We start from the raw sequence: 15,171 nt of genomic DNA on the forward strand, positions 1-15,171 counted from the left end.
AGGCAGTGGTCCTAAATGCCTCGCGCCATTTCATCAGTGGTGAAGTCGACAACATCCTCCAGTGAACCCTTTTTGCGGAAAATCTCCCGCTGGCGGCTGGCTCCGGTTCCTCCAGTCAGTACGTCCCGCACCCGCGTGTTGATCTCTTTCCAATCGCCGAACTCTTCCAGGGCCGGTCGTACGTACTCCAGTAGCGCTTTTATAAGCGTTCTGGCGGCCACCGGCCGACCTTTCTGTGTATCGATCAGCTTAGCGTCGAGACCGTACCGGGCCGCCTGCCATTTAGCTGCCTGTAGCACCTCCGGCCGAGCGTGCGTGATTTCCGTATACCGCTCGGCTTCCTGCGCGCAGGTCCTGGCCAGAGCCCGGAGCAGACCTGCTATCATTACAGCTTCGTCGATAGTCAGGCAAACGTCTGTAACGCGATACTCCAGGGTTTCGTAGTGCGACGATGGCCGCATATCCCAATAAATTTTACTGGCTTCGGAGATGCTGCCGGTGGCGATCAGGTCTTCGACCAGTTTGTCGTATTCAGACCGTGAGGCAAAAACGTGCGGAATGCCGGACGTAGGCCAACGCCCCCAGATTTCGGTACGGTAGCTGCTGTATCCCGTATCGTGGCCGATCCAGAACGGGGAGTTGCTGGCCAGGGCCAGGATTGAGGCCAGCCAGGGCCGCGACCGGTTCATCACCTGGATGGCAATTTCGCGGTCGGGAATTCCTACGTGGACGTGGCAGCCGAAAATCAGTTGCTCCCAGACCAACTGCTTATAATCCGCGGCCAGATCCTGGTAGCGTTCTTTTGGGGTTAGTTTTTGGCCCTCCCAATTCGAGAAGGGATGCGTACCGGCCGCGGCAATGCGACAGTCTACTTTTTTAGCCGCCGTAATGATACCGCTGCGTAACCGCTGAAGTTCACCGCGGACATCGGCCAGCGAATGACAGACGGACGTACCAATTTCGATCTGGGACAGATACAGTTCCTGCGTAACCTGATCGCCAACGGTAGCCTGGGCTTTGGACAGTACGGATCGGCCACGCGAACGTAACTCGCGCGTCTCCGGGTGAATAATCTGGTATTCTTCTTCGACGCCGATGGTGAAATCGTCTTTGGATAGGGACACGGGTTGTAGCTGGGTTGGTGTAACCAGGCTGTTTTTAAATGTCACAGCCTTCTAGTGCACAACCATTTGCCGGATAAAGTGTCACTGAAAAACAGTAAAGCCGGTCTGATTCGTCAAACCGGCTTTACCTAAAGTTGATACTATGCTCTAGTTAATCGCTTTGGCCACCTCCAGTTCCTGGGGCTTTTTCGGCGTTGTGGGTTTCTTCGTAAACCGCGCAATGAGCCGGTCAACGACAAGGTACATAGCCGGTACCACCAGCAGCGTCAGCAGCATGGACGAGGTCAGACCGCCGATGATGACCCAGGCCATACCGTTCTTGGTTTCGGCACCGGCACCGCTGGCCAGCGCGATCGGCAACATACCCAGAATCATCGCCAGGGTCGTCATCAGAATTGGGCGCAGACGTTCCTTACCGGCTTCGATCAGCGCGTGAACGACATCGTGGCCTTCCGCTTTCAACTGATTGGCAAAGTCAACGATCAGAATGGCGTTCTTGGCCACCAGACCGAGCAGCATGATCATACCCACGATGGAGAACACCGTCAGGCTTTCCATCGTCAGCGCCAGGGCTAGCAACGCCCCAATCAGCGCAACCGGAATCGAGAACAGAACGACGAACGGATACACCACGCTTTCGTAGAGCGCCACCATGATGAAATACACCAGCAGAATGGCGATGCCCAAAGCCAGGCCTAAGCTACCGAAGGCGTCGGACTGTTGCTGCAACTGGCCCAGGTACTGAATTGAAACGCCTTCGGGCAGTTTTTGCTGAGCCATCTTAGCCTGAATGTCGCTACCGACCGTACCGACCGGACGGCCCACTACCTGGGCGTTGATCGTTACCGACGACAGCCGGTCGATCCGTTCCAGTACGCTCTCGCCGATCTGCTCCTGCACCGTCGCAAACTGCGACAGCTCGAACGTACGGCCCTGGTTATTGACGAACGTCAGGCGGCTGATGTCTTCCGGATTCGTGCGATCAAAGCGGTCCAGGCTGATCAGAATATCGTATTCATTACCGCCCTGCTTGAACTTCGACTGGTCGTTGCCGCGGAAAGCGTTTTGCAGCGCCATACCTACGTCCGTCGCGTTGATACCCAGTTGGGCCATCTTCTCCCGGTCGAGGTTAACCGTTACTTCGGGCTTCGGATCTTTCACCGAATACTTCACGTCCTGCGTGCCCGGTACCGATTTCGTTACGTTCATGACGGTGGCGGCTGCTTCCCGAATGTCCTTCAGGTTAGTGCCTTTCACCGCGATCTGGATCGGAGCCTGCTGGGCACCGACAATCCCCACGGGGCTAACCGTTACTTTCACCCCCGGAATCTGGCCTACTTCCTTCTTCAAGACCTGCCCAAACTCTTCGGTCGAGATGGTCCGCTGTTTTTTGTCCACCAGCTTCACGTTCAGGTCGGCAATGTTGCTGTTTGAGGCCGTCGCCAGGCCGTTGCTGCTGTACCCGACGTTCGTAAAGACGTTGGTTACCTCAGGGTGCTTCATGATGATCTGCTCAGCCCGTTGTGCCAGCGAGTTGGTCTGGTAAATCGAAGCCGTTGGGGCCAGCTCGATGTTTACGTTCATCTCGCCCTGATCACTCTGCGGCATGAACGCGCCACCGATGAAACCAGCCGGAACGAGCGCAATGGAACCCACCAGCAGGGCAATAACGGCCAGGAAAATATACCGCTTGTGGCCGAGCACCCATACCAGAATACGGCCGTAGGCTTCGGTCAGCCGGCTGATCATGTTTTCAAAACCTATGTTCAGGCGACCCCACAGCGACTTCGGATTCAGCACTTCGATTTTGCCGAACCGGGAAGCCAGCAACGGCGTCAGTGTGAACGATACAAGCAAGCTCATCAGCGTTGAGAAAACCACCACCAGCGCAAATTCGCGGAGGATGTTTCCGATCAAACCACCGGTCATGGCCAGCGGCACGAATACCACAACGTCCACCAGCGTAATGGCGAGGGCCGTAAAGCCGATCTCGCTCCGGCCGTCGAGAGCCGCCGTGCGCTTGTCTTTCCCCATTTCGAGGTGTCGGTTGATGTTCTCCAGCACCACAATCGAGTCATCGACCAGGATACCAACGACGAGCGAAAGGGCCATCAGGGTCATCAGATTCAGCGAGAAACCCATCAGGTACATCAGGGCGAACGTCGGGATCATGGACGACGGCAGGGCAACCAGCACGAACATGGCCGACCGGAAGCTGTGCAGGAACAACAGCATGACCACCGATACAATCAGAATGGCCAGCCCCATATCGAACACCACCGCGTCGGCCGAAGCCAGCGTGTATACCGACTGGTCGGCGGCAATGTTGAACTTCAGGTTGATGTTGCTGTACTGCTTCTCAAGCTGCTTGATGCGCTGCTGCGTCTGTTGGCTTACCGATACAGCGTTGGCATCCGACTGCTTCTGGATCTGCAAACCGATGGACGGTTGGGCGTTGATGTGGTTAATGGCCGTCGGTTTAGTCGTTGCGTCGACCACTTCCGCTACGTTCTTGAGCAACACTTCGCTGCCGTTGGCCCGCCGGGCCACGATCAGATTACGCATCCGGTTCGTCGTCTCGACGGAGGCATCGAACCGGATAGAGTATTGAGACTCCCGGGTTTCTAACTGACCCGCCGGGAAACTGGTATTGGCGGCTGCAATGGCCTGCGATACCTGCCCGATGGACAAACCGTAGCCCCGGAGTTTTTCCTGGTTAACGTTAACCTGAATTTCGCGCTCGTTACCACCGATGACGTTTACCTGGCCAACCCCCGATACGTTCGAGAGCTGGGGTTTGATGTTATCATCAATCAGGTCGTACAGTTGCGTTGGCGGCAGATTGGCCGTGACGCCCATCCGCAGCACCGGCAGTTCGTCGGTCGAGAACTTGTTGATAATCGGGCGGTCGGCTTCGTCGGGCAACAGGTTAATAATCTGCTCTACTTTCCGTTGGGCATCCTGTTGCGCCAGGGTTGTATTCACCCCGTTTTTCAGTTGAATGACCACGATGGACGCACCCTCCTGCGAGGTAGACGTCATGCGGTCCAGGCCTTCCAGTGACGACAAGGCGTCTTCAATACGCTTTGTTACGTTGGTTTCAACCTCATCGGCCGAAGCGCCCCGGTAGGTTGTCGCCACGCTGACCACGTTGGCTTCAAACTTCGGCAACAAATTGTATGACAACTGCTGGTAGCTCAATGCACCGAACAGAATCAGTACAGTGAAGACCGTGAGAACCAGCAGCGGCCGTTTGACGGCTATTTCGGATACAGACATGGTTTATAAAGAATGAAAGAGCGAATGAGTGAAAGGGCGGAGTTCAGGCGAGTGTAGAGAGGATTACTGATTGCTCAGGTAATCGTTCACTCGTTCGCTCTTTCACACTATCGCTGTTTATTTTGTGATTTGCACAGGCTTGCCGTCGCTCAGGTTCAACTGACCAGTGGTGACCACCTGATCGCCGGCGGTCAGCCCCTCAAGGACTTCAATGGTGTCGCCAAATTCGCGGCCAACTTTAATCTTCCGCTGCTTCGCTACGTTTCCGTCGATCACGTACACGTAGGGATTCTTGATGCTTTCAACCAAAGCGACCCGCGGAATCTGTAGCGCTTTCTGGTTTGATTTCTGCGAGAAGTCAACGTTGACGAACGTACCGGCTTTCAGGCCGTTGGCGTTGCCCACGGTGATTTCGACCGGGTAGTTGTGCTCGTCGGTACCCTGGGGGGCGATGTACGAAATCTGGCCGGTGAATACCTTGCCCGGAAACACATCGGCCGACAGGCGAACCGACTGGCCTTTGCGCAGTTGATACACGTCGCTTTCGTTTACCAGTACGTTCACTTTCAGGCGATTCACATCCAGCACCGTACCCAGCACCGTACCGGGAGATACGTATTCGCCCGGTTCAATGTCCTTCTTGACAATCTGCCCGCTGATCGGTGCTTTTACGTTGGCATCCTGAATCTGTTTCTTAATCTGCTCGGCCTGATTGACGGCATTTTCATAGTTGTATTTGGTCTCATTGACCTGAATTTCCGTCGTGGCATTGCCGGCCAGCAGCGTGTTATACCGGTTAACGTCCTTCTTCAGTTTTTCGATGTTCAACTGTGTCGCTTCCAGAGCCAGTTCTTTCAGTTTGTTGTCCAACTGAACCAGAACCGCTCCCTGGCGTACCTGCGAGCCCAGATTAAAGCTCACGTTCGTAACCCGACCGGCCGTTGTGGCCGTAATGTTGGCCTCTTTGAAGGGGATCAGATTACCGGTCTTGACCAGCTGCTGACTAACGGTTCCTTCTTCGACGCGGGTGGTGGTTACGGGAATGGCAACGTTCGTGTTGACCGGCTGCTTATTTTTCTCATCAATGGTCTTCTTGTTGGATGCCAGCCGAAAGCCGATGAGCACAGTAACCGCCAACATGGCTGCGACAACGAGAATTGTTGACTTTTTCATGGTGTTCTTCGGTTGTATTCTCAGAGTTGATTGTAAAAGCTTAATAAGGTGCCCTGCGATTGTTCTAAATCCAGCCGGGCCTGATACAGGTTAATCAGCGAATTGATGTAATTCGTCCGGGCCTGCTGGTATGAGTTGTCGGCGTTGATCAGGTCGGTCAGCGACTTGGTACCCTGCCGGTATTGCAGCGTAGTGACGTTGTAGACCTCCTGCGCCAGTTTCACGTTGCGGTCGTCGTTCTGTACGTTGGCCTGCGCCCGCTGAATCTGCGACTGCGCGTTGTTGAACTGAAGCCGGTAAGCGGCTGTGTTCAGGCGCTGCTGTTCTTCCTGCGACAGTAGGGTTAGCTTCTGCTGCTTGATCTGCGCATCCCGCTGTAAGCCGTCGAAAATGGGTACGTTCAGGCGGAGGCCGATGCTACCGAAACCGGCGAAATTACTGAAGGTGCGGTCCAGCGTCTGGGCACCTAAACTAACCGTACCGTAGTTCGCGGTGAAGCTCAACGTAGGCAGATACCCCGCCCGAATCCGTTGAAGCTGTAGCCGCTGCAACGCTAAATTTGTCTCGGCCTGCTGAAACGAAACCAGATTCTGGGCATCGAAAGCCGACTGTTCAACCACTGGTAGCTGGGTGAGCAACGTAGTGTCCGTCAGCACCAGATTCTGGTCGGCCGGGAAGCCCATCTGGTACTTCAATCGGTTCAGCGCCAGATTCAGATCGTTTTCGGCCAGGCTCAACTGCGAACGCGTACTGTTCAGGTTAACCTCCGTCCGGGTGTAATCGACGGGCTGAATCACGCCGTTGTCGCGTTGCAGTTTCAGGATGTTCAACACCTGCTGCGTCCGTTCGAGGTTGTCGCGCAGGAGGGCAATCTGTTGCTGGGCCACAAAGACCTGGTAGTAATTGCTGGCGATGTTGTAAATGATGTCCTCGCGGGTTTGGCGGGTATTCAGGCTGGCCAGTTGCTGATTCGGTTTGTTGGCCTTGATGCCAATCAGCAAAGAGCGGTCATACAGCGTCTGAGATGCCTGCGCCGTCAGGTTGGTCTGGTACTTCTGACCGATCACGAACACCCGTGGCTCCGGGCCAAACACCCCGGCCGGTACGATACTCTGCTGCAGCTTGACGTTGTTGAGCGACGTACCCGTTGCGCTTATCTGCGGCAGATACTGCCCGATTGCCTGACGCGCCTGTTCGTTGGCTGTTTCAACCTGATACTGAGCCAGCCGGACCGTCCCGAAATTCTGTAAGCCGTAGTCAATACAGTCTTTTAGCCGAAAGCTGGCCGGGGTCTGCGCCCAGCCGGATAAGGGCCAAAGAAGTACGGCAAATAAGCCAAGTGCAATTTTACGTTTCATAAATACAACACGTTGACGTATCAACTGTAGATATATCAACGATTTGGTTAAAAAATATATTATCCTTCGAGTAACGTCGTGATTTTTCGCAGTGTTTTCAGAAACGAGGCCAGTTCATCGGCCGAAAGCTGGTCGGTCAGTTGTTTGTCCATCACCTCAGCGGTTTCAATTACTTTTTCAACAACCAGTTTTCCGGCGGGTGTCAGTTGGATCAGGTTCTTCCGGCGGTCGATGTCGTCGGCCACGATCCGGAGATAACCGTCGCGTTCCAACGTGCGAATGGAGCGCTGAATGCCCGATTTATCCTTCTGAAGCAAATTAGCTATCTCCTGTTGAGACAGGAGATAGTCGTCAGAAAAGTAGATGACAAAGAGTATTGGAAACTGTTCGATCTGCAATGTGAAGCCCAGACGAGTCAATTCGCGATTAGACTTCCGGGCCATCAAATGTCCGGCGTGGCTAATCATGAAAATGAACAAACGGCCCAATCGCTCGGAGAACTTTTCCTGTATGTCTGGTCTTTTCTCACTTACCATGGTGCAAATGTATATCCTGTTGATATATCAACCAAATTTGGCAAGGAAAAGTTTGACCTGGCTTGTATAATAAATATGCAATTTACGGGCGCATTTTTACGTATGGGTGATTCCCGATCTGTCTAGCTACTGTGGTCGCTGACAATGACCCAGCGGTTCTTGATTTTTCGCCAGAGCAGCGTAAAATGGCCACCTGCATCCCCGATTTTGGGGCGGGTGAGGTGCCAGCGCCCGATGACATAGGCTACGTTGGGCGCGGGAAAATCCATCTGGAGGATGTCAAACTTCAACGTACCCATCGACGCCCGGTCGGGGTAGCGTTTTTTGTAGTTGGCGAGGGTGGCGTTGTAGCCGTAGGTGATACCTACCTTGCCCACGAACGTCAGGGAGTCCGATTGCCAGTAGCCGTTCATGAAGCGGTCTACCTTACCGGCGTTCCAGTCTTCGGTCTGGCGTTTCAGAATATCGAGGATGTTCCGACGATCGGCAGCAGTCTGTGCAAAGGCCGGAACCAGCATCAGTAATCCTCCCATCAAAAAGACGTAGCGAATGATTTTCATTTTTTATGGCGAACTTTGTTTACAAGAATAAGTCATTTATTGATCAAACTGTTATCGATTCGTCATCTGCTTTTGTCGCAATCCGGCCATGATCGTGGCGACTACATACCTAATGAAGCGTATCCGGGATTTTTACAACGAGTATAAGCCGTACATCTTTTCCGATGGCTGGTACTACGTATTCATTGTCATTTTCATTATTCTGCTTTTTATCTTCTTCTCGTAGTGGCTTCACCTGCTGTTCTGGCAATTATCAATCCGCTGTCGGGCACGGCGTCCCCGGCGGTCAAAACCCGGCTTCATGATTATTTTCTGCGTCAGGCCGAAGCGCTTGACTACGCGCCCGAAGCCGTCATGACCGAGTACCCCGGTCACGCGACCGAGCTGGCGAAGGCGGCCATTCAGCGGGGTGTCACCCGGGTGTTGGCCATCGGTGGCGACGGTACGGTCAACGAAACGGCGCGGGCATTGCGGCAATCCGGTACGGCGCTGGGCATTGTACCGATCGGGTCAGGGAATGGACTGGCCCGGCACCTGAAAATTCCCCTGAATCCAACCCAGGCCATCGACAAAGCCCTGAAAGGCCGACCAGTAGTCATCGACAGCGGCCTTATCAACGAGCACCCATTTTTCTGTACGGCCGGGCTCGGCTTTGAAGCCTACGTAGCGCACCTGTTTGCCCAACAGCCCGTACGGGGGTTGCCAACCTACATCCGGACCGCCTACCAGGCGTTCTGGCGCTATAAGCCGGGACGGTACGTACTGGACGGAGAGGAGAAAGCGCTCTTTTCGCTAACGTTCGCCAATGCGGGGCAGTTTGGAAACGGCGTCTGGGTGGCACCCACCGCCAACATTGCCGACGGCCGACTCGAACAGTGCGAAGTAAGCCCATTTCCCAAACACCTCGCGGGGCTGCTGACGTGGCGCTTGTTTAACCGGAGCATCAACCGATCGGCCTACTGGTCGGGGCGACCCGTAACCACCGCGACGGTGCAGGCCGACGAACCGCTGCTGATCCACGCCGACGGCGAACCGCTGACGGTCCCCACCGGTCGGGTTGAGGTACGAGTACTGCCAGGCAGTTCGCTGGTGTTGTTGTGAAGGGATGGGGATAATGGGTGTAAGGTGTAGGACCGTTTTAAGGTCAGCGCTTTCTGTTTATCAAAATTGTGATTGTCACTACGTAGATTCCAGCAATTGCAAACGGGATGGCAACAAACCGGTGTTGAGGCAATACGTACCAAAGCGCCAGCACAATAATGGTTCTTGCAACGGCGTGAAAAATGCCAATCCAATGGTCAATGATCCAGCTCAGGGGTAGCCACATTAATCCCGTCAGGATTCCTACGGTGAGAGGCAATGACGAGTAATCTACCAAAAAGAATGGAATGGCGATGGAATAAACCAGGAAGGCTTGACCTACGGTGTAGAAGAAAAGGGTATCAAAGGTGTTCCTGGGTTTGCGCTTATCAAGAAAGTTCTCACCAGTGAATTTTGATATAAACATGCCCAGATACACAATACTTCCTGTGGCAATAAAGAGTACCCAGACCTTACCTATAGGCGATAAGAACAAACCCGCAACGCCAACTATAAGCCAGGCCAATAATCCAGCGATTGGTGTAGCCAACAATTTTTGCTCTTTAAACGCCTGCTTTTGCTCCTCAAGAGACCTGACAAGTTGTGTCATAACAAACTTTCAACGAACAGGGCTTGCCGCAGGGCTGGTATTTTATAACTGTCTGCCCGGCAACTGAAGCCAATTAAAAAACTGAAGTTTAAGTTAACAACTAAAAGCTAAATAGAATTCGGTCAAGCCCGATATTCGCTGATAGTAGTACAACTGTCGATTGTTACTACGTCTGCCAGCCTTGCGGCAAACCTTTTGTTGGCTGCAGATTTATTTTGGAAACTTTGGATTATCTTTAATTTTCCTTATTTGTTTTAAATGTCTATCTGAGTGTCCAAAATGAACAACCATTAATGCATGTATACTTCTTCTTTTTTCATCTCCCCATCTGTATGTGTAATGAGCCTTTAAGTCATACGTGGTATTTTTGATAAAATCAATGATATGATTTCTACCGAATAGGAAGAAAGTAAGATTGTCGCTCCCTTTCATAAAACCTAACGGCTCAGCATTCCATTCGGCTTTGTGAGGACTTGGGTCATTCATCCAATTTATATAAGAAGTGTCTGGCAAAGAGATACTATCAAGCTGTGGTTCAGGTGTACTGCTTAGCATGATGTCAGCTTCTTGGGCGAAAATCCTTTCATACAGTCCTAAATGTTCAAGTACTTGTCCAATCGTCCATTTTGTAGAGTCTTCTTTAAAAGCCCATTGTTCTGAAGTTAAGCTTTTTGTCTGATTTATAATTTCGAGTTTCGTTCTTTCAAGGTTATCAATTAAGAATTTACGGTCTGCTTCTGTCCAAATACTTTTTGTCTGGCTATAGCAAGTTGATGTTGCTAATAGTATTAATGATGAAAATAGTAGTTGGTAAAGTTTGGTCATACTGAAATGATTTAAGCAGTAAGTGTCTCTAAAAATTTGCAGCCAACGTGGAAAGCATTTGCGAAGGCATGGCATTTACTTGCTTCACCTTCATTTACTTTCTGTTATTGAATAAAGATATAGCGTTTAAGTTATTGTTCGAAAGCCATGCTTTTGTAAATGCCATGTTAGCGGATCGGCTTTTATTGTTATGCTATGGTATTTCTTTTCACAGCCCTGATACACATAAACGCTGGAAATTCGTTCAGTTCTTTATAATGTCTTGGATCTAACCGTTCAAATTCTATTGTTGGTTTAGGTTCAACTAATTTGTCGATGTAAAAACCATTGTCTGTTAGTGGTGTTATACACTTGTTTAATGGTCTTCTAAAGCTATTGACTTCTATGGGTCGTCCAAAACCTTTCCAGGTGCACCTCACATTTTCGACTTCGAAGTATTTTTTTGATTTAAAGAAATTAAACTCATAAAATGGATGTTCAATAGATATTACTACTATTCCCTTATCTCTTAATACTCTATAAAATTCTTTAATTGTAACAGTCCAATCTTCAATATAGTGCAATGCTAATGCACAAAGCACTATGTCACAGGAATTATCCTCTATCATTTCAAAAGGAGTAGACAAGTCGTGAACAAAAAACTCTATTTGGTTATTGTTTCTCCTATTTGCTAACTCTACCATTTTAGGACTAATATCAAAACCTTTTACAAGTGCCCCTTTACTTACTAAGATTTCAGCATATTTTCCTGGCCCACAAGCTGCATCAAGGATTATTTTGCCGTCAACGTCTGATAGCAACTCAAGTGTGTTTGGTCTGTCATAGTAAGCGTTGTGAGGCTTATGATCAATAAGCTCATTATACTTCTCTGCCATTACTTCATAAGCAGAAATTATGTTTTCTTTTATCGTTTTGTCTATTGTCACGATGTCCGGATTAAGCTGACCGCTAACTCATAAATATACGCACTTTTTGTGCATCTGGGTAAATTTACTAAAAAGCTGATACCGAGTAAGTAGTGTCTAGCATGAACTCATTTTAAGTGTTTGATATACAATTGGTTATGTATATTTAAGTGAATGCATTGTGGTATTACCCGAACAATACAGTATGCGCGTAACAATCAAAGCCTGTCGAGTGGGCTTTTGATGTTTCTGAGGCTCTTATCACTTACGTGCGTGTAGCGCAGGGTTGTTTTCAGGTCACTATGTCTAAGCAACTCCTGAATAAAGCGTATATCAGTACCGGCTTCGAGCAGATGGGTGGCGAAGTTATACAGTAGTCAATGTATGATAATCGGTTTGTTTCGTTTACTCTTTCGTAGACGATGAACAATGTTGCATCCCCTCAGCAACTGCGCCGGGCTGGGTGGGTGATGTCGGGGAGTTCGCTGGTTTTACTATACTTGCGGTATTATGAGCCGCAATCCGCCCAAACGCAACGTTGTTGTTACGCTCGATACGTATCTGAGCATCCTGGCCGTCATTTCGAGCTTCTGCGCCATCGGCATTACGTTCTACCAGGCTTATTTGCAGCGAACGCAGCAATACGCATCTGTGATGCCTGTCCTGGATAGCTACAAAGACAATGGCGGGGATAGTAAGTCGTGGCATTTAACATACATACTAGTCAATAATGGTATAGGGCCGGCGTTTATCCAGAAAGCTGAGATTACGTATAAAGGAAAGGTTTACCCGGATATACGCAGCGTCATTTACGCCGTTGTAAAGGATGGTCTGGCGCAGGGTAAAGCAAAACCGGCGGAGGTTATCAATTTTGCGATTAATCAAAGCACCTTGTATCCCACGCGTATCCTGCCCGTTGGCGAGGAGGTTAAACTTTGCAACCTTGACCATAAGTATGTAGCCCGATGGGTAGATGAAGCCTCGCACCGTAAAGAGATTCGATTTAAGGTTTGGTATAAATCCATCTATGGAGAACAATGGCTGTTTAATTCGGCTCCTGATCGAATCGAACTCACCAACATAAAAGTTGACGATTGAGCTTGTCAGGGCGTGGGTTTGAGTAACCAAACCAAATTCAATCACGCATAATACCGGTGAATGCCCGATATTTGCCTCGCCAAAACTATACCGACGGCGGGCTGCGATGGTCCGGCGTCCCACGTCTGATGTCTCAAAAAGTAGTTCTTGCCTTTAGCGGAGGTCTGGATACCTCCTTCTGCGTCAAATACCTGTCCGAAGATCGGGGCATGGAAGTTCACTCGGTACTGGTCGATACGGGTGGTTTTTCAGACGATGAACTGAAAGCCATTGAAGACCGAGCCTACTCCCTCGGGGTGAAATCCCACGCCACCATCGCCAAAACCGACGACTACTACCAGCAGTGTCTGAAGTACCTGGTGTTCGGTAATGTCCTTAAAAACAATACGTATCCGCTTTGCGTCAGTGCCGAACGGATCTTCCAGGCGCTGGCCGCAGCCGAATACGCCCGGAAAATCGGTGCCAACGCCATTGCGCACGGCAGCACCGGAGCCGGCAACGACCAGGTACGTTTCGATATGGCGTTCCGGATCATCATTCCCGAAGCCGAAATCATTACGCCCATTCGCGACCTGCGGCTGTCTCGCGAGGCCGAGATCGAATACCTCAAAGGCAAGGGCGTCGATCAGGAGTGGCACAAAGCGGCTTACTCGATCAACAAAGGCCTGTGGGGTACGTCGGTGGGCGGCAAGGAAACGCTGACCTCTGACCAGTTCCTGCCCGAATCGGCCTGGCCGACGCAGGTGACGAAAACCGAGCCGGAAACGATCACGCTCACGTTCGAACAGGGTGAGTTGAAAGGCTTGAATGATGAGTCGTTTAATAACCCGGTTGATGCTATCCGGAAACTGACCGAAATCGCCGGACCGTTTGGCGTTGGCCGCGACATTCATGTGGGCGATACGATCATCGGGATCAAAGGACGCGTCGGCTTCGAAGCCCCGGCCCCGCTTGTCATCCTGAAAGCGCATCACACCCTCGAAAAACACGTACTGACGAAGTGGCAACTGTACTGGAAAGAGCAGATGGCCAACTGGTACGGCACCATGCTCCACGAAGGGCAGTTCATCGATCCGGTGATGCGCAACATCGAAACGTTCCTGACCGATACCCAGACGCACGTATCGGGCAAGGTACACGTACTGCTCGCACCGTACCGCTTCCAGGTACTCGGCATTGAATCGCCGTATGATCTGATGTCGTCGGCCTTCGGTAGCTACGGCGAGATGAACAACGCCTGGACCGGCGACGATGTACGGGGCTTCTCGAAGGTGATGTCGAACCAGGTGATGATCTACGAAAAAATTGCTGAACATAACCGTTGATGCCAGCCTGCTTGGCCTGGGGTTGTACCACCGGCAGGCACGAACGGGTGTCGGGCGGGTGAACGAGCAGTTGGTGCATGGGTTGTGGCAGGCACCGGACGTTCGGCTGTCGCTGGCCGCACCCACCCACCTGGCCGAAACGATGCGGTACGCCCGCCAGACCTTCGGAGCCGGTGGACCGACGTTCATCAATCGGGTAGGGGAGCAACGCTGGGCCGGGCTGGAGAATACGCTGCTGTCGCCGTTTGCACCGGAAAGCCTGCCCTCGAAGGTCATTCGGGAAGGGTTTTACCGCACAAAAAAGGCGCTCGGTAGGGATCAGGCCCGTTTCGGAATGGGGCAGGTACCGCGCGGTGGTGTTTATCATTCACCCTTCTATGCCATTCCGGCACCGATCGGGCAGGATAGCGGTATTCGGAAGGTGCAGACGATTCATGACCTGATTCCGGTGTTTCATCCCGAGTGGTTTCCCGACGGCGACGACAGCGTAAAGCGGATGATTGGAACCCTACCCGCCGATGCCTGCGTTGTGACCGTATCGGAAGCGACAAAGCAGGATTTTTGCAACTACACCCACTTTGATCCGGACCGGGTCGTACCTATCCGGCTGGCGGCTTCGAAAGACCTGTTTCACCCGGTCAGCGACGAAGGCCGGCAGCGGGCCGTTCGGCAGCGGTTGGGCGTGGGGGAGGAGCCGTACCTGCTGAGTCTGGCGACGCTCGAACCCCGCAAGAACATCGATCACCTGATTCGGTGCTTCGTTCAATTGGTCGAGAGCGGGGCGTTGTCTGCGGAGGTAAAGCTGGTGCTGGTTGGTACAAAAGGCTGGAAGTTCGACAAGATTCTGGCGGAACTGGCCCGGAATGAGTCGGTGCAGTCGCGGCTGGTGTTCACGGGTTTTGTGCCTGACGAAGACCTCGCTCCGTTGTATGCTGGGGCGCTGGCGTTTGTGTATCCGTCGTTGTACGAGGGCTTCGGTCTGCCACCGCTGGAAGCTATGCAGTGCGGACTGCCGGTCATTACGTCCAACGTGTCGTCGTTGCCCGAAGTGGTGGGCGACGCGGCCATTCAGGTGGCACCGACAGATGCTGATGCGCTCTGCCAGGCCATGCTGGACGTAACCCAATCGGGCGCGTTACGTACCGAACTGGCTGCCAAAGCTGTTCAGCGGGCCGGGTTGTTTTCGTGGGAGAAGTTCGTGCAGGAGCACATTACTTTATATCAAACATTAACTAATTAACCGCAAAGGGCGCAATGGAAGCGCCAAGTTCGCAGTTTTGTTTTGCGCCCTTTGCGTA

At 51.9% G+C, this 15,171-nt stretch carries 14 protein-coding genes; 4 read left to right on the forward strand and 10 right to left on the reverse strand.

The window, feature by feature from the left end:
- Window positions 1-11: 11 nt before the first annotated feature.
- From BN8_RS07135 to BN8_RS07160, 6 genes are all read right to left on the reverse strand, one after another.
- Complete coding sequence (locus BN8_RS07135) at window positions 12-1,124, reverse strand: carboxylate-amine ligase (RefSeq protein ID WP_040005599.1); 1,113 nt, start codon at window positions 1,122-1,124, stop codon at window positions 12-14.
- 147 nt (window positions 1,125-1,271) lie between these two features.
- Entirely contained in the window at window positions 1,272-4,403 is a 3,132-nt protein-coding gene (locus BN8_RS07140; protein ID WP_009281148.1) for an efflux RND transporter permease subunit, read from the reverse strand.
- A gap of 117 nt (window positions 4,404-4,520) precedes the next feature.
- The gene (locus tag BN8_RS07145; RefSeq protein WP_009281149.1) at window positions 4,521-5,576 is read right to left on the reverse strand and encodes an efflux RND transporter periplasmic adaptor subunit; all 1,056 of its coding nucleotides are present in this window, start codon (window positions 5,574-5,576) and stop codon (window positions 4,521-4,523) included.
- Between the two features lie 20 nt (window positions 5,577-5,596).
- On the reverse strand, window positions 5,597-6,934 hold the full coding sequence (locus BN8_RS07150; protein WP_009281150.1) for a TolC family protein: 1,338 nt from the start codon (window positions 6,932-6,934) through the stop codon (window positions 5,597-5,599).
- A gap of 59 nt (window positions 6,935-6,993) precedes the next feature.
- Window positions 6,994-7,470: a MarR family winged helix-turn-helix transcriptional regulator gene (locus tag BN8_RS07155; protein WP_009281151.1), complete on the reverse strand. Its 477-nt coding sequence runs from the start codon at window positions 7,468-7,470 to the stop codon at window positions 6,994-6,996.
- A gap of 122 nt (window positions 7,471-7,592) precedes the next feature.
- Window positions 7,593-8,030 carry a YybH family protein gene (locus tag BN8_RS07160; RefSeq protein WP_009281152.1) on the reverse strand — a complete coding sequence of 146 codons (438 nt, stop codon included), beginning with the start codon at window positions 8,028-8,030 and terminating at the stop codon, window positions 7,593-7,595.
- Window positions 8,031-8,255: 225 nt separating this feature from the next.
- Between BN8_RS07160 and BN8_RS07165 the strand changes: the two genes are divergently transcribed.
- Complete coding sequence (locus BN8_RS07165; RefSeq protein WP_009281155.1) at window positions 8,256-9,131, forward strand: diacylglycerol/lipid kinase family protein; 876 nt, start codon at window positions 8,256-8,258, stop codon at window positions 9,129-9,131.
- Between the two features lie 43 nt (window positions 9,132-9,174).
- On the opposite strand, the gene BN8_RS07170 is transcribed toward BN8_RS07165, so the two are convergent.
- The 4 genes from BN8_RS07170 to BN8_RS32415 form a co-directional block, all read right to left on the reverse strand.
- A complete protein-coding gene (locus BN8_RS07170) occupies window positions 9,175-9,720 on the reverse strand; it encodes a DUF7010 family protein (RefSeq protein WP_009281156.1) in 546 nt (181 codons plus the stop codon).
- Window positions 9,721-9,930: 210 nt separating this feature from the next.
- The gene (locus BN8_RS07175) at window positions 9,931-10,545 is read right to left on the reverse strand and encodes a DinB family protein (RefSeq protein WP_040005512.1); all 615 of its coding nucleotides are present in this window, start codon (window positions 10,543-10,545) and stop codon (window positions 9,931-9,933) included.
- A 188-nt stretch (window positions 10,546-10,733) separates the two neighbouring features.
- Window positions 10,734-11,471: a class I SAM-dependent methyltransferase gene (locus tag BN8_RS07180; protein WP_144051602.1), complete on the reverse strand. Its 738-nt coding sequence runs from the start codon at window positions 11,469-11,471 to the stop codon at window positions 10,734-10,736.
- A gap of 197 nt (window positions 11,472-11,668) precedes the next feature.
- On the reverse strand, window positions 11,669-11,824 hold the full coding sequence (locus BN8_RS32415; protein WP_144051620.1) for a tyrosine-type recombinase/integrase: 156 nt from the start codon (window positions 11,822-11,824) through the stop codon (window positions 11,669-11,671).
- A gap of 136 nt (window positions 11,825-11,960) precedes the next feature.
- On the opposite strand from BN8_RS32415, the gene BN8_RS07185 reads away from it, so the two are divergent.
- From BN8_RS07185 to BN8_RS07195, 3 genes are all read left to right on the forward strand, one after another.
- A complete protein-coding gene (locus tag BN8_RS07185) occupies window positions 11,961-12,548 on the forward strand; it encodes a hypothetical protein (protein ID WP_009281157.1) in 588 nt (195 codons plus the stop codon).
- A 128-nt stretch (window positions 12,549-12,676) separates the two neighbouring features.
- A complete protein-coding gene (gene argG, locus BN8_RS07190) occupies window positions 12,677-13,873 on the forward strand; it encodes an argininosuccinate synthase (RefSeq protein ID WP_009281158.1) in 1,197 nt (398 codons plus the stop codon).
- Window positions 13,854-15,113, forward strand: a complete 1,260-nt coding sequence (locus BN8_RS07195) for a glycosyltransferase family 4 protein (RefSeq protein WP_009281159.1) — start codon at window positions 13,854-13,856, stop codon at window positions 15,111-15,113. The genes argG and BN8_RS07195 overlap by 20 nt, the downstream gene beginning before the upstream one ends.
- Window positions 15,114-15,171 lie beyond the last annotated feature (58 nt).

The organism is Fibrisoma limi BUZ 3 (genome assembly GCF_000296815.2).
GTDB classification, from domain to species: Bacteria; Bacteroidota; Bacteroidia; order Cytophagales; family Spirosomataceae; genus Fibrisoma; species Fibrisoma limi.